This is a genomic window from Rhodocytophaga rosea (assembly GCF_010119975.1).
Lineage (GTDB): Bacteria > Bacteroidota > Bacteroidia > Cytophagales > 172606-1 > Rhodocytophaga > Rhodocytophaga rosea.
Window position 1 is genome coordinate 5,853,931 of record NZ_CP048222.1, and the last position, 23,695, is coordinate 5,877,625.

Annotated in this window: 14 protein-coding genes; 8 read left to right on the plus strand and 6 right to left on the minus strand. The window is 41.0% G+C overall.

All coding sequences use genetic code 11. The features are described 5' to 3' along the window. Nucleotides 1-3: 3 nt before the first annotated feature. A complete protein-coding gene (locus GXP67_RS24195; RefSeq protein ID WP_162445502.1) occupies nucleotides 4-1,386 on the minus strand; it encodes a hypothetical protein in 1,383 nt (460 codons plus the stop codon). A 95-nt stretch (nucleotides 1,387-1,481) separates the two neighbouring features. Then, nucleotides 1,482-3,719: a SulP family inorganic anion transporter gene (locus tag GXP67_RS24200; RefSeq protein WP_162445503.1), complete on the minus strand. Its 2,238-nt coding sequence runs from the start codon at nucleotides 3,717-3,719 to the stop codon at nucleotides 1,482-1,484. A gap of 502 nt (nucleotides 3,720-4,221) precedes the next feature. On the opposite strand from GXP67_RS24200, the gene GXP67_RS24205 reads away from it, so the two are divergent. Both GXP67_RS24205 and GXP67_RS24210 read left to right on the plus strand, forming a co-directional pair. Next, nucleotides 4,222-6,765, plus strand: a complete 2,544-nt coding sequence (locus GXP67_RS24205) for a YbcC family protein (protein WP_162445504.1) — start codon at nucleotides 4,222-4,224, stop codon at nucleotides 6,763-6,765. Nucleotides 6,766-6,844: 79 nt separating this feature from the next. Beyond that, nucleotides 6,845-8,716, plus strand: coding sequence for a proton-conducting transporter transmembrane domain-containing protein (locus GXP67_RS24210; RefSeq protein ID WP_162445505.1), 1,872 nt, complete (start codon nucleotides 6,845-6,847; stop codon nucleotides 8,714-8,716). A gap of 184 nt (nucleotides 8,717-8,900) precedes the next feature. Here GXP67_RS24210 and GXP67_RS24215 read toward each other — a convergent pair whose 3' ends face one another. Further along, nucleotides 8,901-10,274 carry a sensor histidine kinase gene (locus tag GXP67_RS24215; RefSeq protein WP_162445506.1) on the minus strand — a complete coding sequence of 458 codons (1,374 nt, stop codon included), beginning with the start codon at nucleotides 10,272-10,274 and terminating at the stop codon, nucleotides 8,901-8,903. Between the two features lie 129 nt (nucleotides 10,275-10,403). Then, nucleotides 10,404-11,081 carry a response regulator gene (locus GXP67_RS24220; RefSeq protein WP_162445507.1) on the minus strand — a complete coding sequence of 226 codons (678 nt, stop codon included), beginning with the start codon at nucleotides 11,079-11,081 and terminating at the stop codon, nucleotides 10,404-10,406. Between the two features lie 494 nt (nucleotides 11,082-11,575). On the opposite strand from GXP67_RS24220, the gene GXP67_RS24225 reads away from it, so the two are divergent. Further along, nucleotides 11,576-14,605 carry an AsmA family protein gene (locus GXP67_RS24225; protein WP_162445508.1) on the plus strand — a complete coding sequence of 1,010 codons (3,030 nt, stop codon included), beginning with the start codon at nucleotides 11,576-11,578 and terminating at the stop codon, nucleotides 14,603-14,605. Nucleotides 14,606-14,690: 85 nt separating this feature from the next. Here the strand turns inward: GXP67_RS24225 and GXP67_RS24230 are convergent, their stop codons facing one another. Beyond that, nucleotides 14,691-15,554 (minus strand): Cif family virulence factor, encoded by an 864-nt coding sequence (locus GXP67_RS24230; protein ID WP_162445509.1) that lies wholly within the window; start codon nucleotides 15,552-15,554, stop codon nucleotides 14,691-14,693. 233 nt (nucleotides 15,555-15,787) lie between these two features. Beyond that, on the minus strand, nucleotides 15,788-16,711 hold the full coding sequence (gene fmt / locus GXP67_RS24235; protein ID WP_162445510.1) for a methionyl-tRNA formyltransferase: 924 nt from the start codon (nucleotides 16,709-16,711) through the stop codon (nucleotides 15,788-15,790). 455 nt (nucleotides 16,712-17,166) lie between these two features. On the opposite strand from fmt, the gene GXP67_RS24240 reads away from it, so the two are divergent. The 5 genes from GXP67_RS24240 (at nucleotide 17,167) to treY (ending at nucleotide 23,692) form a co-directional block, all read left to right on the plus strand. Further along, nucleotides 17,167-18,030, plus strand: coding sequence for a LytR/AlgR family response regulator transcription factor (locus GXP67_RS24240; protein WP_162445511.1), 864 nt, complete (start codon nucleotides 17,167-17,169; stop codon nucleotides 18,028-18,030). 129 nt (nucleotides 18,031-18,159) lie between these two features. Then, nucleotides 18,160-19,488 (plus strand): TraB/GumN family protein, encoded by a 1,329-nt coding sequence (locus tag GXP67_RS24245; protein ID WP_162445512.1) that lies wholly within the window; start codon nucleotides 18,160-18,162, stop codon nucleotides 19,486-19,488. A gap of 341 nt (nucleotides 19,489-19,829) precedes the next feature. Then, nucleotides 19,830-20,303: a transcription elongation factor GreA gene (gene greA, locus GXP67_RS24250; RefSeq protein ID WP_162445513.1), complete on the plus strand. Its 474-nt coding sequence runs from the start codon at nucleotides 19,830-19,832 to the stop codon at nucleotides 20,301-20,303. Between the two features lie 109 nt (nucleotides 20,304-20,412). Further along, nucleotides 20,413-20,808 (plus strand): HIT family protein, encoded by a 396-nt coding sequence (locus GXP67_RS24255; RefSeq protein ID WP_162445514.1) that lies wholly within the window; start codon nucleotides 20,413-20,415, stop codon nucleotides 20,806-20,808. 139 nt (nucleotides 20,809-20,947) lie between these two features. Continuing rightward, entirely contained in the window at nucleotides 20,948-23,692 is a 2,745-nt protein-coding gene (gene treY, locus GXP67_RS24260; RefSeq protein WP_162445515.1) for a malto-oligosyltrehalose synthase, read from the plus strand. Nucleotides 23,693-23,695 lie beyond the last annotated feature (3 nt).

Consider the following 23,695-nt stretch of genomic DNA (forward strand, 5'->3'; position numbering starts at 1 on the left):
TCTCTAAATAAATATCTGGTATTGTAAAACGACACTTCCTCTTCGGGCGGAGCTTACAGTAGCCCCACTCGCATCGGCGTTGTACACCGGACGGTTCTGATAATCCAGTGAAAACTTACTCGTATGCCCTTTCATCAGCCAGTTAATGCCTATGTTAAATACAGCCATCGGATCAGCTAAGCGTTCAAAGTCGGCATACATCAGCGAAGCATAGGGCTGCAAAGTGCCATTTCCTTCACCTAACATATCCTTGGGAAACAAATACCCCAGCTGGCTGTATACAATGCTGCCAGTTCCAAACATTGGAAAAGCATTGCCTTGTGTATTGGCTATGCCGGAAATGGGCAGACTAGTACCATTCGCCGGATTCATACTTCCATTATAGCGGATGTAGCCCGGACCAAAATCATAATTAAAATAACCGGCATAGGCTGAAAGCGCCGTACCTTTGTCTGTGTTTAAAGGAGTATCCAGAAAAGCTGCTACCGACCACAAATTCATGGCAGTATACACAGTATCAATCCCTTCTGATATATGCCACATGGCTTTTGCTTGTGTAATAAATCCGGCTTCCAGATTGAATACTTTCTTGGCACCCAGATAAGTTCCGGTCATATAAGGTGTAGTATGGGCTTCTTTATCCAGAAATTGCCAGGTAAAAAATCCCTGATACTGCTTGTGATGACCTCTCTGGGCAAAACTGGAATTGGCAGAAATGGCTGGTGGGGTGGTTCCGTTGGTGGTGATTGGAAAAGGATCGCTTATGGCTAGCCGATAATCGAGCTTTCCTACCTGCCCCCGGGCAAATACGCTCAGTTTTCTGGAGAATTCATCTGTCTGGTCTACAGTGGCCTGGGCAAATACCGGTACATCCATGGTCAGAATACTTCCGATGCTGGGCTGGCTAAACCTGGAAAGGCCATTGGTAATAGTTAAGCCACCTCCCAGTTTCAGGTAATTCTTGCCTTTAAATACAGTATATTCTGTTAATGCATCATGGAAAAAAGCTTGTAATTTCCGGTTCCCTGCATTCTGGCTCAGAAAGTTAAAATTGTTCTGGCCGAATTGAAAATAGATAAAGGCCCGGTCTGTAATCTGTCCATATAGCTGTATCCTGGTGCGGCGTAATCCAATGTCAAATGTTTCACTGGCCGGTTCGCCCATCACGGTAGTACCCGGATTACTCTGGTTATAGCGCAGCCATGTCTGGTTAAGAAAAGTAACTTTAAAATAGTGAGAACCGCTTTCGTTCAGATTGTACTTTAATTCATTTTTATCCGGCGCTGGTTTAGGTAATTTTACATTACTGCTGTCAGGCAGTGTTTGTCCGATGGCTGGCAGCACTACGCCTTGCAGCCATACGAAAATAATAATCAGTTTTTTCATGGAAATATACTGGGTAAAAGTTAACCCGGCCAATATAATGGAAGTAATAGACTTGTGAAAAAAAAGGGGTAATGTTTAGCATTACCCCTTTTACTTTATTGCTGTGCAGATAATTTGAGTTTCAGCAAACTTTCGATAAGTTGCTGGCTGAAGGAGATCATCTCTTTGTACCGACTTGCATCCAGGACTTGTCTGTCGCTGTGTACCAGTAATACATTATTTTTGCATTCAATATAATATTGCAGATTACTTTCCAGGAGAGAAATCAGGTTGCTGTCAAATACAGTTCTTACTCTGGCTTCTTCTTTTCCTTTAAGTAAATAATGGGAAGAGAATCTGGGGTGATCCTTGAAGTCAATATCCTTGTATCCGGCAAGTTCTGTAAAGGCATCAAAAATATATTCTTTCTCCAGAATAAAGTCTGGCAACCGTACTGGTAATTTTGAAATCAGCATGACAGTTTCTTCCAGATTTTTCTCAGACAAATGGGTAAGCTGGGTGCCGGCCACATCCGTCACTTCTATTTTTACCTCATCTACCAGTTTGGTTACAGTATTTTCGCGGTAACGGATTTTGGCACCTGTAAACAATGGAAACTGGCGGAAAATAGCTACAGATGATTCTTTAGATGGATCGAACGTAGCTCCAATTTGCATAGCAGCTTTCTCGATGGCTACCTGTCTTTTGTTGAGAACGATGCCTACCGATTCAATCGCAGAAATTCTTCTGGCGGCCATTGGATGTGCCGAAACCGGTTTGTGTTTATCCATCCCTCTGATTTCTACGGTGCCTCCACTTAATTGATAATCATGCTCGAAATGGTGCAGGTTTTCCATAAAGGTATGGTCGATCATGCGGGTGCCGGCAAAATCAAGTACCACATGTTTGCCATGAGGAAGTTTATCCAGGTATTTTTTAAATCCTAAATAGTTAGAGAACAGGGCAGAGTTTTTTACAAACAGCTCAATGGTGTCTTTACCATTTTCCCGAACATCTACACTCGCTTTGAACAAGTGCTTAACAGGGGCACCGGAAATGATATGAATAATAAATTTGGTAACAATACCGGCGGCAATACCTACCAGCAAGTCAGTAGCCAGGGTAGTAATAACCGTTACAACAAAGATTACCAGTTGTTCTTTACCAATTTTGAAGGTAGAAGTAAACTGACGGGGCGAAGCCAGGCGATACCCGGTGAATACCAGCATTGCAGCCAGAGCAGCTAATGGAATCTGGTGAATCAGGAACGGAGCAAAGGCTACAAATATCAGCAGGAATGCCCCATGGAAGAAGTTAGCCCAGCGGGTTTGAGCGCCATTATTTACGTTGGCCGAAGAACGAACTACTTCAGAGATCATAGGCAAACCACCGATCAATCCCGCAAGGGTGTTTCCAATACCCACGGCTACCAGGTCTTTATTGTAGTTTGATTTTCTTTTATACGGATCGAGTCCATCAATGGCTTTTACTGTCAGCAGAGATTCAATACTTCCCACCAATGCAAACATCAAAATATATTTGATCGATTCGAAAGTAAGTAGTTTGGAGAAATCCGGGAAAGTGACACCATCCATGATACTGGCAGGCAGGGTAACCAGGAATTTTGGTCCCAGGGTGTATTCATGTCCGTCCAGGAACAGGTATTTGTGCTCATGTTCTAAGTCAAATAAATGACCCAATGGAATCGCTACCAGAATAACCAGCATGGGCGCCGGAATCATTTTTACATATTTGTTTTTAATCAGCGGCAGAACAATCAATATACCTAAGCTTACCAGTCCAATAATGGCAATCTCGGGATTCATATTTACAATAGTTTTCGGAATTTCAGCAAGCAATGCCAGGGGTTCTTTTGCCTCAGGTTTTACGCCAAATATAGAGTGTATCTGTTTGGCAATGATGATAATACCAATAGCAGCCAGCATCCCATGCACAGCAGCCGCCGGAAAAAAGTCGTTAAGCTTACCGGCTTTAATAAGCCCAAATATGATTTGAATAATGCTGGCAACTACAATGACAGCCAGGGTTAAACGGTAACCTGCCATCGCATCTCCACTGCCTAAGGCTTCCACAGAACCTACGGCAATAGCAATTAAACCTGCGGCTGGCCCTTTAATGGTTAGTCTGGAGCCACAAATAGGTCCTACAATCAACCCGCCAATAATGGCTGTAAAAATGCCCCCAATGGGTGGGAAACCACTGGCCAGGGCTATGCCCAAACACAGGGGTAAAGCAATTAAAAATACGAGAAAGCCTGAAATCATATCCTGCTTCCAGTTCTGGCGGAGGCCCTCCAGGCCGTCAGCAGGTATATGGGATGTGCTGTTTTTCATAAAAAATCTGTTAAAAGGATAGCGTAATTTTTCTTCGGTATAGGTGTGGAATCAATTGTTTTATAAAATTCACGATACCAAAGTTGGCATGCTCCAATTAAAAGGGAATTAAAGTGAGATTAAAAGGGGATTAAAAAATGATGGGCAGCGAAAAAGATGAAATCCGGATCAACTTGTGGCATCATATTTCCTGCAAAAGTGTTGAGATAAATTAAATACAGCTACTACCTTTTTGGGCGTCTTTATACTTGAAATAAACTAGGAGACATACTGGTATGGGAGAAGTAACCTTTAGTAAATTTGTATAGAAGCGAAATGGGCAAATAAGATTTCCTGAAAATTGTATTTTTTAAACTTAATAATCTCTCAAAAAACAACCTTTACTACATTTTTAATTGCTTTTTAATCTGGGTTTAATACGCTTTTAATTGCAGGAAGCCATCTTTGAGATAAAGTTTAAAACTGTACATAGGTTTTTAAACAGTATTTTTTACTATCCCTCATGAAAACAGTACCTTCTCTTATACATGAGCACGAGTTGCTTGCCGAACAAAAATCTACAAATACTTTATTCAATGCTCATGATGTAATCCACGATCTCAAACATTATCTGCCGGCACAGGCGCCTTTAAAAGATTTTATCCACCATAATACGCTGCATGCTTTTCAGCATAAGCCGTTTCACCAGGCTATTCATGAGGCATCTACCATATTCGGTTATAAAGTTTCCCTTACAATCGATGAATACCGTGAATTTTACCAGTCGGGCCGTATCCGGGAAGATATTCTGGAAAAAGTGATTGAGCAGAGAAAAGGAACGAAACAAGCAAAGGAATGGAAGGAAAAATTGCTCACCTGGAAGTACAATGCTTCTGATAGTCCAAGAATAGGTTTTTTAAGGGCCAACTGGAAAAAGTATTATAAAATTGACCTGGATTCTCTGGTACATCCCATTTTGTTTAGGATTTTGTGCAGTTATCTGGATCAGGGAATCGCCATGTGGAACTTTCCGGTATGGCAGAATGGATTTCTGGCTTCTCTGAAAGAAATGGAGCGCAACAGTTTTACGAGCTTTTTTAGAAAAGACCGCGCTAAAAAAATGTTGCTGAATGATGAATGTGCCATCGATTCCCTGCTGGAAATGGTCGTAGGCGATGAAACACTCTACACACAATATCTATACGACCAGCAATTTGCCCACCAGGGATGGTCAGGGATGGTTTCGGCCATCGAAGACCAGCCGCAAACCCTGGTTGATCCTAGAAAAATATCCCTGCACGACTTAATTGTATTTGAGCTTTTACTGGAGATAGATGCCCTTGATTTTCAGTTTGGAAACGATTGGAAACCATTGCGTAGCCGTTTGATAACTCACCCCACCGATCTGTTTGCCCCTGTTCCTTTCACGAGCTATGATGAAGCTATCGCTATCTGGCAGGAAGCCTTTGAATGGAGCTATTATGACCAGGTACTTGCCGGTATAGGTTTGCAAAAACAAACACACAAAAATATATCTCCCAAAAGTTTCCAGGCCATGTTTTGTATCGATGATAGGGAATGCTCTTTCCGGCGGTACCTGGAAAAGTTTGATCCCGCTTGCGAAACATTTGGTACACCAGGTTTCTTTGGGGTGGAATTTTTCTTTCAGCCCGAACATGGAAAAACCTATACCAAACTATGCCCGGCACCAGTTACACCCAAATACCTGATCAAGGAAGCCGGCACCAAAGGAAAACGGCAGAAAGACGTCCATTTTACCAAACATACTCATTCTCTGTTCAGGGGATTGCTTATTACCCAGACACTGGGCTTCTGGTCTGCCTTCAAGTTATTCCTGAATATTTTCCGGCCGTCTATGAATCCGGCTACAGCTTCTTCCTTTAGGCACATGGACAAATATTCGCTGCTTACCATTGAGAACAAAGATGCCAGCCACCGGGAAAATGAGTTGCAGATCGGCTTTACAGTAGAGGAGATGGCGATCCGGGTAGAAAATCTTTTGAAAAGCATCGGTCTGGTAAAAGATTTTGCTCCTGTTATTTATGTGATCGGACATGGTTCCAGCAGTATCAATAATCCTCATTATGCGGCATATGATTGCGGCGCTTGCTCTGGAAGGCCAGGTTCGGTGAATGCGAGAGTGATTTGTTATATGGCCAACCATCCGGAAGTAAGAGCGATATTGCGTTCCAGAGGAATGGAGATCCCGGCAGAAATTCAGTTTTTGGGAGGCTTACATGATACTACCCGTGACGAAGTAGCTTTCTATGATGAAAATTCTCTTTCTTCGAAGAATCAGGAAATTCACCGAAAAAACGAAACGGTATTTAATAAGGCGCTGGATCATAATGCGAAAGAAAGGTCCAGGCGTTTTGAGTCTATCAATTCGAAAGAGAGCCCGGCCTATATTCATAATAAAGTAAAAAGAAGATCTGTTTCTCTGTTCGAACCCCGCCCGGAATTAAACCATGCTACCAATGCCTTATGTATTGTAGGCAAGCGGGAATTATCTAAAGGCTTATTTTTAGACAGGCGTTCGTTTATGAACTCATTTGATTACCAGGTAGACCCGGAAGGCAAATATTTGTTCAATATCCTGAAAGCCGCTGCTCCGGTTTGCGGTGGTATCAACCTGGAATATTTCTTCTCCAGGGTAGATAATCATAAGCTGGGTGCTGGCACCAAACTTCCGCATAATGTAATGGGACTTTTTGGTGTGGCTAATGGGATAGATGGAGATTTACGGCCAGGGCTTCCCAGCCAGATGATAGAGGTACATGATCCGGTCCGCCTGATGATCATCGTAGAACATTTTCCGGATGTGGTATTAAAAACTATTCAAAAATCACCGGAAACCTATGAGTGGTTTATTAATGAGTGGGTGCATCTGGTAGCCGTACATCCGGAAACACGGGAGTTCTATGTATTTAGAGAAGGAAACTTTACACCTTACCAGCCCATTACTCAAAAACTGGAGGCTGTAGCTGATATAACACCGATTATTGAAGTGCAACAGGACAATTTACCAGTTTATTTACTTTCATAAACCATACTTTCTCTGAGGGAATATGCTTCAGATGATGCATTTTACCAATTAATATTTTTATCTGTCATCTCATTTTTATATGACGCTCTTTCTTTTATTTCTGATCAGATTCATTCCGCTCATTGGCTTCATTATCAGTTTATTGATACCCCGGCGAAAGGAAAATACTATATCCTGGGCGGCCTATCTAACGGTTGGGCTTCACTTACTCAGCTTTCTTTCCTTTATGTTCTTGTGGTTGATCGGAAACCAGCCGGTGATCAATATGAAGGATCTGGTCCTCTTCCAGACCAGTGGCTATGAATTCTTTCTGGCCTTCCAGTTTGATAAAATAAGTGCAGTATATCTCTTTGTAGGTGCTTTTCTCACTTTTCTGGTAACGGTTTACAGCCGGTATTATCTTCACCGGGAACATGGGTACAAACGTTTCTTTAACACTATTCTTTTTTTCTACCTGGGCTACAATATGGTGGTTTTTTCAGGCAATCTGGAAACATTGTTTGTAGGCTGGGAAATTCTGGGTGTTTCTTCATTCCTGCTAATTGCTTTTTATAAAGACCGTTATTTACCAGTAAAAAATGCCGTAAAGGTATTTTCTATTTACCGGCTTGGAGATGTGGGGTTGATTCTGGCCATGTGGATGAGCCATCATTTATGGCACGAAAATATTACGTTTGCCAAACTCGCTAACTATGAGCTGGTGCATACACATTTGGAAAGCCACAGCCTGGTTGGAATATTTATTTCAGTAATGATTCTGATATCGGCTGCTGCTAAATCTGCCCAATTGCCTTTCTCTTCCTGGTTGCCCAGGGCTATGGAAGGACCTACACCATCCAGTGCTATATTTTACGGTTCCTTATCGGTGCATTTGGGAGTATTTCTGTTATTAAGAACATTTCCTTTCTGGGAACAGCAGATTTCTGTACGGATATTAATAGGTGTTTTAGGGCTGGCTACAGCTATTGTTACAACTGGTATTGCCAGGGTACAATCTTCCGTAAAAAGCCAGATCGCCTATGCTTCTATTGCCCAGATCGGATTGATATTTATTGAAGTAGCTGCCGGCTTTACTACCCTTGCCTTGATTCACTTTGCCGGAAATGCCTTTTTAAGAACGTATCAGTTGCTGGTTTCTCCTTCTGTGGTGAGTTACCTGATTCGTGAACAGTTTTACAATTATACACCCAGACAACATACCTTTGAGGATTCCTTACCTAAGAAGCTTGAAAATTCTCTCTACATCCTGTGTCTGAAAGAGTGGAACCTGGATTCTATTATGTATCGCTTTTTGTGGAATCCGCTTAAGTGGGCAGGTAATAAACTAGGCTTTTTATCAGTGAACGGGGCGCTTCGTTTCTTTGTGCCAGTATATTTGCTTGGGCTTATAAGTTTGTTCTATGAAGAGTTTATTCCGGCACAAATCCATGCAGTGTTACCAGTTATATTCTCTTTTATGGGTTTGATTATGGTGTTTAAATCTTTCACCGAAAGAAGAAACGTACAGATGAGCTGGATACTGGTAATCATGAACCATTTCTGGATCGCCCTGGCTATTTCATTTAACGAACATTTTAAATACGATCAAACTTTATTTTACCTGAGCGGCATTGTTATCAGCGGAATTATAGGATTTATATGTTTGAACAGGCTGCGCTTATATGAGGAAAGCATCGATTTAAATCAGTTTCATGGATATTCCCGTATCTATCCTAAGCTTGCTGTGGTATTTCTGTTGGCCTGCTTGGGCGTATCTGGCTTTCCTATTACTCCAGCCTTTATCGGAGAAGATTTATTATTCAGCCACATTCATGAAGACCAGGCTCTGCTGGCATTTTTTGTAGCCTTAAGCTTTATTCTGGATGGGCTCTCCATTATCAGGATATATGCCAGGGTGTTTATGGGTCCTCATGCAAAATCTGTATACGAAATGGCCTACAGGTCATCGTAAAATGGTCTTTGGCCAGTTGGGATAGGCTATTTGGTACTGGCCAAATTTGTTAGCAATAACAATATCTATTAAACAAGGAATAGTGAATAGAGCTTAATCTATTCTATTATTCCTTGTTTTGTTTGTATGCTAAATCAACCCCGATCAATTACCGCAAATTGTTTATATCACACCTCTTGGCTGCTCACTGTTCCAGCAAGTTGGGAAGTTCTACAGTCATAATAGTGCCTTTGCCTAGCTCGGAGTTTACATACAAATTACCACCATGTAATTCAATAACTTTAAGCGTTAAGGCCAGACCTATTCCATGCCCGTATACATGGCGGGTGCGTTCGGAACGGTAGAAAGGTTCAAAAATATGGCTGATGTCTTCCCGGTCTATCCCTACACCTTCATCTTCAAAGCGGATAGAAATGGTCCGGGGTTTGATATGCAGCAGGATACGCACCTGTTTATTTTCGGAGAATTTGCATCCGTTTTCCATCAGGTTCATCAGCGCCCGTTTCAACAGCGATTCATTTCCTGACACTATTAATGCCTGTTCATCTTCAGGCTGCTCCTGAAAATCAATGGAGATCTGGTACTCTGGTTTCTTTTTCGAAAGTTCGGTTTGTGCCTGCCAGAGAATTTCATCAATGCGTATCATTTCAAATGAAATGGCTTTGGCATCAGAATTAGCTCTGGCCAGTTCCAGCAGGCCGTTGGTAAGCTGGCTCATACTTTGTATTTCTTCCAGAATAGATTCAAATTTTTTCCGGTATTTCTCTGAAAGTTTATCTTCCATCAGTTCTACTTCCAGCTGGCTGGTTAAAATAGCCAGAGGCGTGCGGAGTTCATGAGAGGCATGCGAGACAAATATTTTCTGTGCCGCAAACGCTTCATCCAGGCGGGCTAACATTTCATTAAAGGTACGGGCCAGCTGCGTAAGTTCGTCCTGGCTGTTGTTGGTAATTAACCTGGCCGAAAGATTAGAAGCTGTAATATCTTTTACTTGTTTTACAATGGTTGCCACCGGTTTCATAGCATTCCCAGAAAAAAACCATCCGGCAATGAATACCAGTCCTACACTGATAATCCATCCGACAATGAGGATATTGGTAAGAATTTCAACTTTACTGAAACCATATTTATCCACGGCGGAAATTACGACTACCAGTTGATCCTCGCCTCCAGCATACCTGATGGCCAGTATTTCTTTCTGGCCATTTCGCAACTCGTAGGTTTTTCCATCCCGTACTTTCCTGATAAAATCGGTTGAAACCGGCACCGGCGTATTACCACTGTCGTAGATGATAACATCTTGCTCATTATAAATGGTTACTTCTTCATCGTACAGCGAAGTGATTTCATTGCGGTCGATGGTTTGCAGCATTTGTGCATTAATGCCATTTACTTCCTTTAACAGATGTACCGTAGTAAAGGCTTTTTCCTGCAGGCGGTTGTAAAATTCGTTTTTGCGGTAAAGGGTATAAAAATAGTAGATAGAAAGCGAGAACAGCAGCAGAATGGTGGCTACCAGAAATGTAAATAAGAAGGTAAGTTTATTTCTGACTTTCATGGGAGGGTTAAAGACTACTGGGCCGTAGTAAATGAGTGAATGTAGAATTGAGGGAGTTTTGGGATAAGAATTACAGAATTACAATTATTACAGCTTCATTAAATCTGTAATTACATTAATTCCTTCCAGCTACTCCTCCTTTAAAATATATCCCATTCCCACTACGGTATGAATCAATTTAACCGGAAAATCCTTATCTACTTTTTTTCGCAGAAAATTCACATATACATCAATCACATTGGTGCCGGTGTCGAAATTAATTTCCCAAACTTTTTCGGCAATATCTACCCTGGAAACCACCCGGCCTTTGTTTCGCATAAAATACTCCAGTAAAGAAAATTCTTTAGCAGTCAGGTCCAGTTTCCTGCCGGCACGTTTTACAGTTTTCTCATCCAGATTCACTTCCAGGTCTGCAATTTTAAGGTAGTTAGCCTGAATGGGGCCTTCAGAACTGCGTTTATGAAGAGCCCGCAAGCGAGCCAGTAATTCCCTGAACTCAAATGGTTTTACCAGGTAATCATCAGCCCCCGAATCGAACCCTGTCAGTTTATCCTCCATCGTGCCTAGGGCCGTAAGCATCAGAATAGGGGTTTTTGATTTTTCTTCCCGGATGGCTTTGGCTACATCAAATCCATTCATATGCGGCAGATTTACATCCATCACAATTACATCATAATGGCCGCTTAAGGCCATCCGTTTACCCATAGCTCCGTCGTAAGCTATTTCTACTTCATACGTTTGTTCCTCCAGCCCTTTTTTTACATAAGCTGCTAGTTTAGGTTCATCTTCTACAACTAAAATTTTCATAGGGATATTTTATAATAATGATCAGAACCATGATGATAAAAAATTGAGGCGATCTTGTCATGGCTATAGGAACGCACATTGATTGGAATAAGGTAGAAATATAGGAAGTTACAAGCTTAAATTAGATTAAAACCCAATAAAAAATCGTTATATCTCCAATGCCTGCCCAAAAAGGTGTATTTCTGCTTCCTGATAGCAATGGATTTTCAACAGCTAACCCAAACTACGTGAATAAATAAAGCTCAGATGGTATGAAAATTGTAAAATCTTACTTCGCCTGTAAATTTGCGCCATTTTGAACTTAATAAAAATTAGTAAACTTACATGTTTAACAGATACATAGATTCTAGAATTTCAGACCTTAGCTGATTTTGAGATTTCGAAAATAAACAGGCAGTATCTGACTGAAAACAATTGAGAATATAATGCCTGTAGCTTTTCAAAAATAAACAGTCTGACATTCTGTACGTTATACAAACAAAACAATATATATTATGAAAAAAGCAATCCTGATTATTCTGGGAATATTTGTAGTATTACTGGGAGCCGCCTTTATTCTTCCGGTTGTCTACAAAGACGAGATTAAGGCAAAGATTGATAAAGAAATAGCAAAAAAGGTAGACGCCAACGTGTACTTTGATGCCGATGATTTCAGCGTAAGTTTATTTAAACACTTTCCGAATATTACAGCCTCTATGGAAAATTTTGGGGTGGTGGGAAAAGGTGTTTTCAAAAGTGATACCCTGGCTGCTATCAAGTCATTTGAGGTTACAGTAAATATTATGAGTGTGATCAGCGGCGATAAGATACAGGTGAAAGCCATTGATCTGGATGAACCCCGGATTCACGCCAAAGTATTGAAAGATGGAAAAGCCAACTGGGATATTTATATCGCTGATCCTGCTGATACTGCCACCGTAGCCGATACTACTTCTTCTGAATTTGCCTTTGGTGTAGACAATTGGGCCATTAACAATGGCTATGTGGTATACGACGACAGAACGATGCCTATGTATGCTCGAATTGTAGACCTCGACCATAGTGGCAGCGGCGATTTTACCCAGGATTTATTTGACTTAGTTACCCGTACCCATGCAGAAAGAGTTACCGTATCTTATGATGGCGTAGAATACCTGTCTGATAAAAAGATAGATGCCGATATGACCCTGAGCATGAATCTGCCTGAGTCTAAATACACCTTCAAGGAAAATACAGTAAAGCTCAATGATTTTGCCTTTGGGTTTGATGGGTATGTAGCCATGCCGGATACCAACATCAACATGGATATTACCTATAAGACCAAGGAGAGCACGTTCAAAAGCCTGTTGTCTCTGGTACCTGGTGTATACACCGAAAGTTTTAAAGATGTAAAAGCTGAAGGAACCATTGCCTTCGATGGGATGGCGAAAGGAACCTATAATGCCGTGCAAATGCCTGCTTTTATGGTAAATATTCTGGTAAAAGATGGCATGATGAAATATCCGGATCTGCCTACAGCTGTTAATAATATTAATGTGGATATGAAGGTGGATAATAAAGACGGTGTGATCGATAATACCATAATTGATATCAAGAAATTCCATGCTGACCTGGGCAAAAACCCCATCGACGGACGTATTCTGGTAAAAGGGCTGACCAATTATGATGTAGATGCCAACATTCTGGCTAAACTCAACCTGGCTGAACTTACCCAGATGTTCCCCATTGAAGGCTTAACGCTGAAAGGATTGTACAACCTGGATCTGAAAGCCAAAGGTGTATACAGCGAAGCGCAGAAACGTATGCCTGCTGTAAATGCCAGTATGAGTTTGCAGAACGGCTATGTAAAATCTAAGGATTTTCTGGCTCCGCTCGAACAAATGAGTTTTTCGTCTACTGTTCAAAACCAGTCCGGACAAATGGCAGATACCAAAATCCATGTGAAGGACTTTAATATGATGCTGGAAGGGGAACCGTTACACGCCAATGCTTATATCGAAAATTTAGACGATTATACCTACGATGTGCAGGTAAAAGGTGCTGCTGACCTGACCAAAATGACCAAGATTTATCCGCTGGAAGGAATGACGTTGACTGGAAAAATCAAAGCAGATATTTCGACCAAAGGAAAAATGTCGGATGTAGAAGCAGAACGGTATGACCAGTTGCCGACCAGTGGCACGATGGAGATCAGCAATTTTACCTACAATAGTGCTGATATGCCGCAGGGAATGAAAATCACCCATGCAGCGATGAACTTTACGCCGCAATACATCAACTTAACCGATTTTAGTGGATTTGCCGGAAAAAGCGACATTGCCATGAGTGGTACACTTTCCAATTATATTGCCTATCTGTTTAAGGAAAACCAGACCATTAAAGGCAATATGAATTTTGCTTCTAAGCAGTTTGATGTGAACGAATGGATGACCGAAGACCCGAATGCAGCTGCTACTACCACAGAGGAGCCATTAACGGTATTTGAAGTACCTAAAAATGTAGATTTTACACTGGTTTCTACCCTCGGCAAAGTGCTATACGACAACATGTCTATGACCGACATGAATGGAACTATCATTGTGCGGGATGGAACTGTACGGATGGATAAACTGGCTTTCAATAGCTTAGGCGGTAATTTTGTTACCAATGGAACCTACGATACAAAAGACATCAAAAATCCGAAATTCGATTTCGACCTCAATATCAACAATGTAGCAGTTGCTGAGGCATACAAAACCTTCAATACCGTACAGGCGCTGATGCCACTGGCTAAAAATATTACCGGTAATTTTTCAACCGACTTTAAAATTGGTGGTGGCTTAGGCCAGGATATGATGCCATTGTATAATAGCTTAACCGGAGGCGGATTGATCAAATTAGCCAATGCGGTAGTGAAAGATGCGCCCATTCTGAGCAATCTGAGCAGTTTTACTAAACTGAATGATCTGAAAACCATTCAACTGAAAGATGTGTTGCTGCAAGCCGAAGTAAAAGACGGACGTATTCATTTCAAACCGTTTGATGTAGCAAGCGGACCTTATAAAATGAATATTGGCGGAAGTAATGGCATAGATGGTACCATGGATTACAAAGTGAAAATGGATATTCCAGCCGGACAATTGGGAGCAACTGTAAATAATGCCCTGGCTTCTCTTACCGGAAAACCAGCTGCTAATGCACAGAACATTAAATTAGACCTTAACATTGGTGGAACGTACAACCAGCCTAAAATCGGGCTAGCCGGAAGCAGTGCCAGTGGTACGGTGAAAGAAGCGGTAACCGAAGTAGTAAAAGATAAAGTGAATGCCGAAGTGGATAAAGCCAAGGCTGAAGCGGAAGCTAAGGCTAAGGCCGAAGCCGACCGTCTGAAAACTGAGGCAGAAGCCAAAGCAAAAGCAGAACAAGACCGTTTACAGAAGGAAGCTGAAGCTAAAAAGAAACAGCTGGAAGATGAAGCCAAAAAGAAAATAGAAGAAGAGAAGAAGAAGCTGAAAAACAAAATCTTCGGTGCACCGAAAAAGGATACAACAGCTACCGGGAATTAACCGATATGCAATTCGCAATAAAAAAAGCCTGGCAGAATATTATGCCAGGCTTTTTTGTGTATTACTATTTATACTAAACCTTTATCTAATAATTCGAATCGAGAGAAACTTTCCATTCCCCATCTTTTTGTTTTTCCCACACCAGCATATAATGGCCGCCATAACTGCCTGAACACTTACCTACTTCATACGCTAAATCTGGTTGTACCATTAGTACCGATATGGGTTTCAGACTTAATTGGTAACTGGGCTGCGACATGTATTTGTACTCAGTGAATAAGCTTTCCCACCCTTGCAATACCCTTCCTTTGTTGTAGTAATAGGCATCTTTCAGATACAAGCTTTTTACCAATTGCTGGTGGTTATGGGCATTACAAAGCTGCATCCATTTTTCTCTGGCTGCATCAATCTGTACAGAATCATTATAGCTGGTGGTTTTTTTAGCCGTTGCTTCCAGCTCGCGTTGCCAGGTGCCTTTGCTTCCGTTCCAGCTTACCATGTATGGATACATCTCCTGTTTATCTGTGATTAAGGTACCTACTTCGTATATTAAAGTGGGCGTTTCAATAAAGCGTTTCTTCACCTGCACCGTTTTTACTTTGGATACATTGGGGTATTTCTGGCTATAAAACTGGGCAATATCTGTTTTGCCGGTAATTGCTTTACTATTTTCAGGAAACAATACACATTGTTCGGTATAACATTCGCTTACATCGCCTGCTTTTTTATTATAATCTTCTACCCATTTGTCGTTGGCTTCATCCAGCTTTACGTTCAGAGATTCTACCAGCGATTTCTCCGACAGGCCAGGTGCATTCATTAAATCATACGAAATAAAAGCGTTGTTGAGCGAGGTGGCATACAGGCTCACAGAACTACGCTTTATGCTAACCAGTACTACTGATATGGAAAGCATTAGAAACAGCAGAATAAATGGTGATCCTTTCATTTTAATTAATCCTCTTTATGTGTAAGTGCTTAACACTGTTTATGTGATGCCAGGGGTATACCAATAGGTGTGCCAACCTATAAAAAGGCTTAAATTTGCAAAATAAGACCTGTTTTGTTTGATGAATTAAAAAATTACAATAAAAAAGTGTTCGTTTTCGTACACTGTCTGTTCGGAAGCAAACCACTAATCTGCCCTTTACAAAGCTATATAACCGTTTATACCAATTGATTTTATAGCTTATTGCCCCTCAGGAACTCTTCAATCCCCATCTTTTTCTTTCCTTCCAGCTGCAATTCATCAATAGAAAGCCATCCATCACTTGTTTTCATGTGTAAAAATTGTTTTCCGTCTGTAAAGTGCTCACCGGAATGCTTTAATGGTTCATCACGGTTTACAATGTGACTAATGTAGATTTTACAGAACTTGCCATTAAGCGTAGTCCAGGCAGTAGGGTAGGGGGAAAGGCCGCGGATGAAATTATAGATGGTTCTGGAAGGTTGCTGCCAGTTAATTTCGCAGGTTTCTTTGAAAATTTTTGGAGCCAGTTTAATCGTTTCACTCATTTGCTGAGGAACTTGCGGATAATTTTCACTTTCAATTGCCTGAACAGTTTTTAGCACCAGTTCGGCTCCTTTTTGACGCAGTCGTTCATACAACCTGCCAGCAGTATCCTGTTCAGTGATCGGTTCTTTTTCCTGGAAGATAATATTGCCCGTATCAATTTCGTGTTTGAGAAAAAAAGTAGTAAGCCCTGTTTCGGTTTCTCCATTAATTATAGCCCAGTTAATAGGTGCTGCTCCCCGGTACTGCGGCAGCAGGGAAGCATGTAAATTAAATGTACCAATGGGGGGCATATTCCAGACTGCTTCTGGAAGCATGCGAAAAGCGACTACAATCTGCAGGTCTGCCTGGTAGCTTTTGAGTTCCTCGATGAATTCCGGCGATTTCAGATTGGTGGGTTGTAGCACTGGCACATTATACCTGACTGCCACCTCTTTCACTGGGGAAGGCATTACTTTTAAACCTCTGCCAGAAGGTTTATCCGGGGCAGTAATTACAGCTTCTACTGTATAGTTGTGTTGTAAAAGAATTTCCAGGCTGGGTACGGCAAATTCCGGTGTACCCATAAAAATGATTTTTAAACTAGATGGCATAGTTAGTTGTAGAGATTATCTGAACTGGTTTATCAGGTTGTGGTCAAGTTTACTTTTATAAGTAAAGAAGAAGGTGTGGCCTCAAGCCGTCTTTACTTTTATTTTGCTTGCCCAAAATAAAAGTAACAAAACAAAAGGGCAAAATGAAAAATGCTTCAGCGCACAAAGCTTACGCTCACCCCGCTTTTCATTTCTCCTCTCGCGCATGGAATGTTTGTTTGATTTTTGGTTTAACTATTAACTTTCATACTTATCTATCTTTTTTGCTGTCTACAACCTGTAAAACTAATTCATTTATGAAAGTAGGATTAAAAGTATAAAAATTCCAGCCGCCTGCGAAAATAGAGTTAAAATAGAAAATTTAACTACCAGGCCAGATGTAGCGCCTAATAATTGACGGTCATTTAGTATTTTTACCGCTTCTGTTTTGTGTAAAATATTTGTAAAAGCCCATAATGCTTTCTTTTCTCCGGCAACCTTATCCCATAGACGAACCTAAACTGACAAGAGTTATTTTGCAATCTCTGCTGGTTGGTATTTTTGTAGCTTTTGTACTAATTGTTTTTCAACCGTTTGGTTCCTATAACTGGCAACATGCTTACAAAATACTTATTCTGATGGGTTATGGCGCTGTGGCATCGTTTACGACCTTCCTGAATTTTTTTGCCCTTCCAAAATTAACTCCCCTATTTTATTTAGAAAAATACTGGACAGTCTGGAAGGAAATCACCTGGAATTTAATGCCTTGCGTAATAGGTGGATTTTTGAGTGTAGTATACGGCTATCTTATCGGAGCCATGCCCTTTACATTCACTCAAATCAGCTATATGATTGTGGTTGTATTTCTGGTGGGCTTGTTTCCGGCGATTATTCTGGTACTACTCAATTATGTATACCTCATCCGAAAATACCGGGCTGTTAATCAGTATCCCGAAAAGATAACTACGACTGAAGATAAACCGGCTATAACGGAAACTACTATTGAGTTAATGGCTGAAAATGAAAAAGACCGGCTAAAATTACCAGCTTCCCAGTTGGTATATATTGAAGCCAGTGATAATTATTGTACGGTTTTTCACCTGACTAACCAGAAACTCACAAAAACGCTGATCCGCAGCAGCCTTAGCCGCCTGGAAAGCCAGCTTTCAATTCCGGAAATTGCCCGTTGCCACCGTTCCTATATTGTTAATTTCAGACGGGTAAAGCACATATCCGGAAATGCGCAAGGCTATAAATTGCATCTCGATGCTACAAACTTTGTGGTGCCAGTGGCCAGAACTTATTCATACCTGCTAAAAGAACAACTCGTAGCCAGCTAACCGCCCCAAAGCTTTGTAGTTTACCCCAACAGCCTGCAAAATGCCCCAAATAGCTGTTGTTTAGCCCTTTTTTAGGCAAGAGAAATTTCGATGTTTTAGTTTTGACGCATCAAATTCACTTGCCCGATCATGAAAAAAATCTTAAAAAGAACACTACTTTTTATTGTACTTACACCTGTTGTATTAACCATTATTGGTTTCGTTTTCTACTGGGTCTATGCCCTGCTAGCGGTTGGCGGAGAAAATTCTGAACACCAGGCTTATTTACATATGAATAAAGAAGTTATTCAGCCAGGAACTGAAAACAGCTTTACCTTATTTGATGCTGATTTTTATAATCAACAGATTTTCCTGCTGGGTGAAGTACATGGCTTTGCTATACCACAGGTATTGGATATACAACTGCTTACTCACTTAAATCAAAAAGTAGGTCTGAAATATTATCTGGCGGAAGTAGATTACAGCCAGGCTTATTTTCTGAATGAGTACCTGCAAACCGGAAATGATACGCTGCTCAGCTATGTGTTTAAAACCTGGGTGAACCAGAATGCACAATGGGGAAACAAAAATTTCTATAATAAAATCAGGCAGATCCGCTCACTGAACCAACGTTTGCCTGCTGATAAGCAAATAAAAATCCTTGGCGTAGATAGGATACAGGATATGGCTGTAACGAACCGCTATCTTCAACAACTATTGAAACAACAAAACTACCAGACCGGCAAAAATCCGCTTCTGGATAAAATACAACAACTTACCGCGAGTGATACCATCAGCATGCAAACATGGGCTGCCCAGGCTAACCAGATATTAACAGATGCAGATTCTCTAAGTAAACATATGCTGGGAAAAGAGACTTTTAATTGTATGTTCACCCTACAGAATATAGCCTATTATCAGCCTGTGGTTAACCGCGATAGTGTAATGTATCTGAACCTGAAAGCGCTTACTTCGGAATTTCATCTGGAAAACGAAAAAATGTATGGCTTATGGGGATTTTTTCATACTATGCAGGTACCTATCAAACGTGATCATATGGTATGGCCTTTTGCAGCCTTACTCAAGCATAGCCAGGATTCACCTTTTAGAAACAAAGTAGTATCGCTGAATATATATGCCTTAGATAGTGAAAATATGATGCCAGGAAAAATGCTGCCTGCCTCTATCCGAAAAGGTAAATCCTATTTCAATACAAGCTGGGCAAACAGCGATGGTCCTCTGGCTTTTGTAGGTGGCATTAAGGATTTGCGTGCCGTTTCTGCCGAATCCACAGCTACTCTTTTTAAGCTCAACGGAGCAAATTCTCCTTACCGGACTTCTTCCCGCCTGGCCGAAACAAAAGTATTGATTCCAGGGCAAAGTCTGGAAGTAGCAGATAAAACAGCTACTACAGAAGACGTTTTTCAATACGTCATTCTTCTCAGGAATGGGGAAGCGCTGGAACCTATTGAGAATTAAAAAGAATGCTTCTCTGAAAATAAGAAGCATATTCGTGTGAAACGATATATATCAATTGCGCCTGATTTGCGTTAAGATAAAGCGGTAAATTTACTGTTGAACAGAGTGGTATAACGAAAACAAGTATTTATAAAATTTATTAAAGATGCTTGTCAGTTTTGCCAATAATTAGTATGTTTAAACTCTCAAAATTGATAGCTCAATTGCATTTACACGCTTTTATCAACTTTTCGGGTTTCGATTGATTCTACAGCTCACAATGTCAATTGTAGTTTTGTAGAACGGCTGATTTCATTTGCCGTTCTTTTTTTATTGTTTAAATTTTTAAAAGTTATTTTCATATGGCGAAGATTTCATATTACACAGAGGAAGGCTTACAGAAGCTGAAAGAAGAACTGAACGAATTAAGAATAAGAGGAAGGCAGGATATTGCCCGGCAGATTGCAGAAGCCCGCGACAAAGGTGATTTGAGTGAGAATGCGGAATATGATGCAGCCAAAGATGCGCAGGGTTTGCTGGAACTGAAAATTTCCAAACTGGAAGAAGTAGTTTCCAATGCCCGTGTAGTAGACGAATCTATCATTGATACTTCACAGGTTTCTATTTTATCCAAAGTAAAGATCAAGAATAAAAAGAATGGTTCTACGGTTTGTTATACCCTGGTATCTGAAGAAGAGGCTGATCTGAAAGCCGGTAAAATATCTGTACAATCGCCTATAGGTAAAGGTCTGCTAGGGAAAAAAGTAGGCGAAGTAGCCGCTATTAAAGTACCAGCCGGCATGATGGAGTTTGAAGTAGTAGATATCGACAGATAATATAGTTGTGGGTTATTGGTTATTCGTTGTTGGATTGGTTTTATACTATATTTGAAACACTTCACCGGATAATTAAATCTTCGAACAACAAGCAACGAACAACCAAATTATGACTATTTTCACTAAGATCATCAAAGGAGAAATTCCTTGTCACAAGGTAGCCGAAGACGATAAATTCCTTGCTTTTCTGGATATTAACCCGGTAGCTATAGGGCATACACTGGTAATTCCCAAAGTAGAAGTGGATTATTTATTCAACCTCGACGATGATACTTATACCGATTTAATGCTGTTTGCCAAACGTTTGGCTCCGGCCATAGCTCATGCTGTTCCTTGCCTGAGGATTGGTGTAGCTGTGATTGGACTTGAAGTGCCGCATACACATATTCACCTGGTGCCGCTCAATACTATGCAGGATATTAATTTCAGCAAACCCAAACTTACCCCAACTCTGGAAGAATTGAAGCAAGTGGCTGAAAACATAAAAAAAGCCCTTGTAAAATAATGCCAATATAAATTTAAAGGAAGCCTGCCATAAAGCAGGCTTTTTTGTTTGTATAACCTGCCGGAAGGGTTTACGTACTAAGCTATGATTTTTACCTGCCATTGGTTTCAAATAAAAACAAACCTATATAAACATATACATGCAAGTTCCTCTTTCTACCTATAGAATACAATTTCACAAAGAATTTACTTTTCAATCAGCTCAGCAAATCACAAAATATCTACATAAACTAGGTATTAAGGCTCTATATGCTTCGCCTATTTTTAAAGCGCCTGCCGGCAGTACACATGGCTATGATGTAGCCGATCCCAACCAGATCAACCCGGAAGTAGGAACACTGGAAGAGTTACAGGAATTGTCGCAGGCACTCAAGGAAAAAAATATCGGCTGGCTACAGGATATTGTACCGAACCATATGGTATTTAGTCCGGAGAATGGCTTGCTGATGGATTTGCTGGAAAAAGGGTATGCTTCGCCATACAGCAAACATTTTGATATTGCCTGGAATCATCCCAACGAAACCCTGAAACGGCGTTTACTGGTTCCATTCCTGGGATCACCATATTATGAAGTGCTCAAAAATGGAGAACTACAGTTTCAATACCAGGAGGGTACGTTTCAGGTTGCCTATTATGATAATATCTTTCCGCTCCGCATCGAGTCATATCCGGTGTTGTTAGGGACACTTGCCGATACAGAAACGAATCTGGAAGAACTCTCGAAGGAACTGGTAGCTGCTTTTGCCCAGATTGCCGCTGTAAAGGGGGAAGAAAGGGTAGTTCAGATGGAACAAGCCAAACAAGCTTTGTGGGAAGCGTATAGCCACAATGCTGAGTTTAAAACCCTTATAGAAGCCCAGTTGAGTACCCTAAATGCAGATATGCAGAAAATGCACGATTTATTATCTGTACAGCATTTCCGACTGGCGTACTGGCGGCTGGCTAACCGGGAGATTAATTACAGGCGTTTCTTCAACATCAATCAGCTAATTAGTATCCGGGTAGAAGATCCTGCCGTACTTTCTCAAACCCATCAACTCATCTTTAATCTATTGCAACAAGGTGTTTTCACCGGCGTAAGAATAGATCATATCGATGGATTAAATGACCCATTGACTTATTTGCAACAACTCCGCAGCCGAGCTAAGGATGCCTATATTGTGGTAGAAAAAATTCTGGAAGCCGGAGAAGAATTGCCTGAAGAATGGCCTATCGAAGGAACCAGCGGCTACGATTTTCTGACCCAACTGAATGATGTATTCTGCGAGCGTGCCCATAAAGAAGATTTCCAGGAATTATTTACCAGGTTTACCGGACAGGAATTTTATTATGATGCTTTACTCTACGAAAAGAAACGCTTCATCCTGCAACGTTTGTTTGTGGGCGACCTGGAAAAACTGTTTTTACAATTCAAGAAACTATCGTTTTATCTTCCGGAAGGGGTTGATATTTTGCAGGCAGACCTGAGGCAGGCCCTGGGTATATTGCTTTCCTGTTTTCCAGTGTACCGTACGTATGTTAATTCGTCTGAGGTTTCTGACCGGGACCGCCACTATATTGAAGAAGCTCTGGAAAAGGCCGGAGATTTATTGGCAGGGCAAGAACTTACCCTACAGTTTCTGCGAAAAATTCTGCTGATGGAATTTCCGCCCAATCTGGGTCAGCTTAAAAAAGCCAACTGGATTAAAGCTGTGATGCAGTTTCAGCAGATCAGTGGTCCGTTAATGGCCAAAGGGCTGGAAGATACGGCTTTTTATATCTACAACCGCTTATTATCGCTCAATGAAGTAGGTGGCAACCCTGAAGCATTTGGCTGTTCTGTAGAAGAGTTTCACCACTTTAATCTGTATCAGTTACAACATTGGCCATATAAAATCAATGCAACAGCTACACATGACACCAAACGGGGCGAAGATGTACGGGCAAGGCTGAATGTATTGTCTGAAATTCCTGGTGAGTGGGAAAAGCAGGTACGTCAATGGCATAAGATCAATCAGCCAGTAAAGCAGAAGCGGGAAAAAGCGTTTGTACCAGATAGAAATGAGGAATATATGCTCTATCAGGCCTTATTAGGCTCCTGGCCATTTGAAACGCCTTTGCCGGATGATTTTGCCCAACGATTAGAAGGCTATTTGCTCAAAGCTTTAAAAGAAGCCAAAGTGCATTCCAGTTGGTCTATTCCGGATGAACAATATGAGCAGGCTATTCTCAAATTCAGCCGCAAACTGCTTGATCCGGCACAAGGCTTTTTGAAAGCATTTCTACCTTTTCAGCAGAAAATTGCCTCATATGGTATATTTAATTCTCTTTCTCAGGTGTTATTAAAAATCACTTCTCCCGGTGTGCCAGATATTTACCAGGGTTGCGAACTATGGGATTTGAGTATGGTAGACCCCGACAACCGCCGTCCGGTGGATTATTCTTTAAGAAAACAATACCTGGATTTTTTACAGCAGAACGAGAATGATAGCGCTCAGCTTATAAGCGAACTACTTTCCAGCAAGGAAGATGGCCGGATAAAAATGTATGTATTGTACAAAACTTTACAAGTACGTAACCAGTATGCGGCACTGTTTGACAAAGGAGTATACCTGCCACTGGAAGTATCTGGTAAGCAAAAGGACTGTGTGATTGCATTTGCCCGGGTGAGTGAAGAAAATATAGCCCTTGTGGTCGCACCTCGTTTTTATACCAGATTGATGGCTGAAAATGAATTACATCTGGGAGAAAAAGCCTGGGCCAATACAGCGATTCATCTTCCGGATGGTAAATCTTACAAGCCCTGGAAGCAGATTTTTACCGGAAGTGTAGTACAGCCCTCAGAAAAGCTATATTTGAAAGACATTTGTAAAGAATTTCCTTTAGGTTTGTTAACCAATCAATAAATT

Excerpts from the sequence above, each read along its gene's own strand:
- GXP67_RS24225 (WP_162445508.1), top strand. The coding sequence starts at position 11,576 with ATGAAAAAAGCAATCCTGATTATTCTGGGAATATTTGTAGTATTACTG.
- fmt (WP_162445510.1), bottom strand. The coding sequence starts at position 16,711 with ATGCCATCTAGTTTAAAAATCATTTTTATGGGTACACCGGAATTTGCC.
- treY (WP_162445515.1), top strand. The coding sequence starts at position 20,948 with ATGCAAGTTCCTCTTTCTACCTATAGAATACAATTTCACAAAGAATTT.
- greA (WP_162445513.1), top strand. The coding sequence starts at position 19,830 with ATGGCGAAGATTTCATATTACACAGAGGAAGGCTTACAGAAGCTGAAA.
- GXP67_RS24255 (WP_162445514.1), top strand. The coding sequence starts at position 20,413 with ATGACTATTTTCACTAAGATCATCAAAGGAGAAATTCCTTGTCACAAG.
- GXP67_RS24220 (WP_162445507.1), bottom strand. The coding sequence starts at position 11,081 with ATGAAAATTTTAGTTGTAGAAGATGAACCTAAACTAGCAGCTTATGTA.
- GXP67_RS24195 (WP_162445502.1), bottom strand. The coding sequence starts at position 1,386 with ATGAAAAAACTGATTATTATTTTCGTATGGCTGCAAGGCGTAGTGCTG.
- GXP67_RS24240 (WP_162445511.1), top strand. The coding sequence starts at position 17,167 with ATGCTTTCTTTTCTCCGGCAACCTTATCCCATAGACGAACCTAAACTG.
- GXP67_RS24215 (WP_162445506.1), bottom strand. The coding sequence starts at position 10,274 with ATGAAAGTCAGAAATAAACTTACCTTCTTATTTACATTTCTGGTAGCC.
- GXP67_RS24210 (WP_162445505.1), top strand. The coding sequence starts at position 6,845 with ATGACGCTCTTTCTTTTATTTCTGATCAGATTCATTCCGCTCATTGGC.
- GXP67_RS24200 (WP_162445503.1), bottom strand. The coding sequence starts at position 3,719 with ATGAAAAACAGCACATCCCATATACCTGCTGACGGCCTGGAGGGCCTC.
- GXP67_RS24245 (WP_162445512.1), top strand. The coding sequence starts at position 18,160 with ATGAAAAAAATCTTAAAAAGAACACTACTTTTTATTGTACTTACACCT.
- GXP67_RS24230 (WP_162445509.1), bottom strand. The coding sequence starts at position 15,554 with ATGAAAGGATCACCATTTATTCTGCTGTTTCTAATGCTTTCCATATCA.
- GXP67_RS24205 (WP_162445504.1), top strand. The coding sequence starts at position 4,222 with ATGAAAACAGTACCTTCTCTTATACATGAGCACGAGTTGCTTGCCGAA.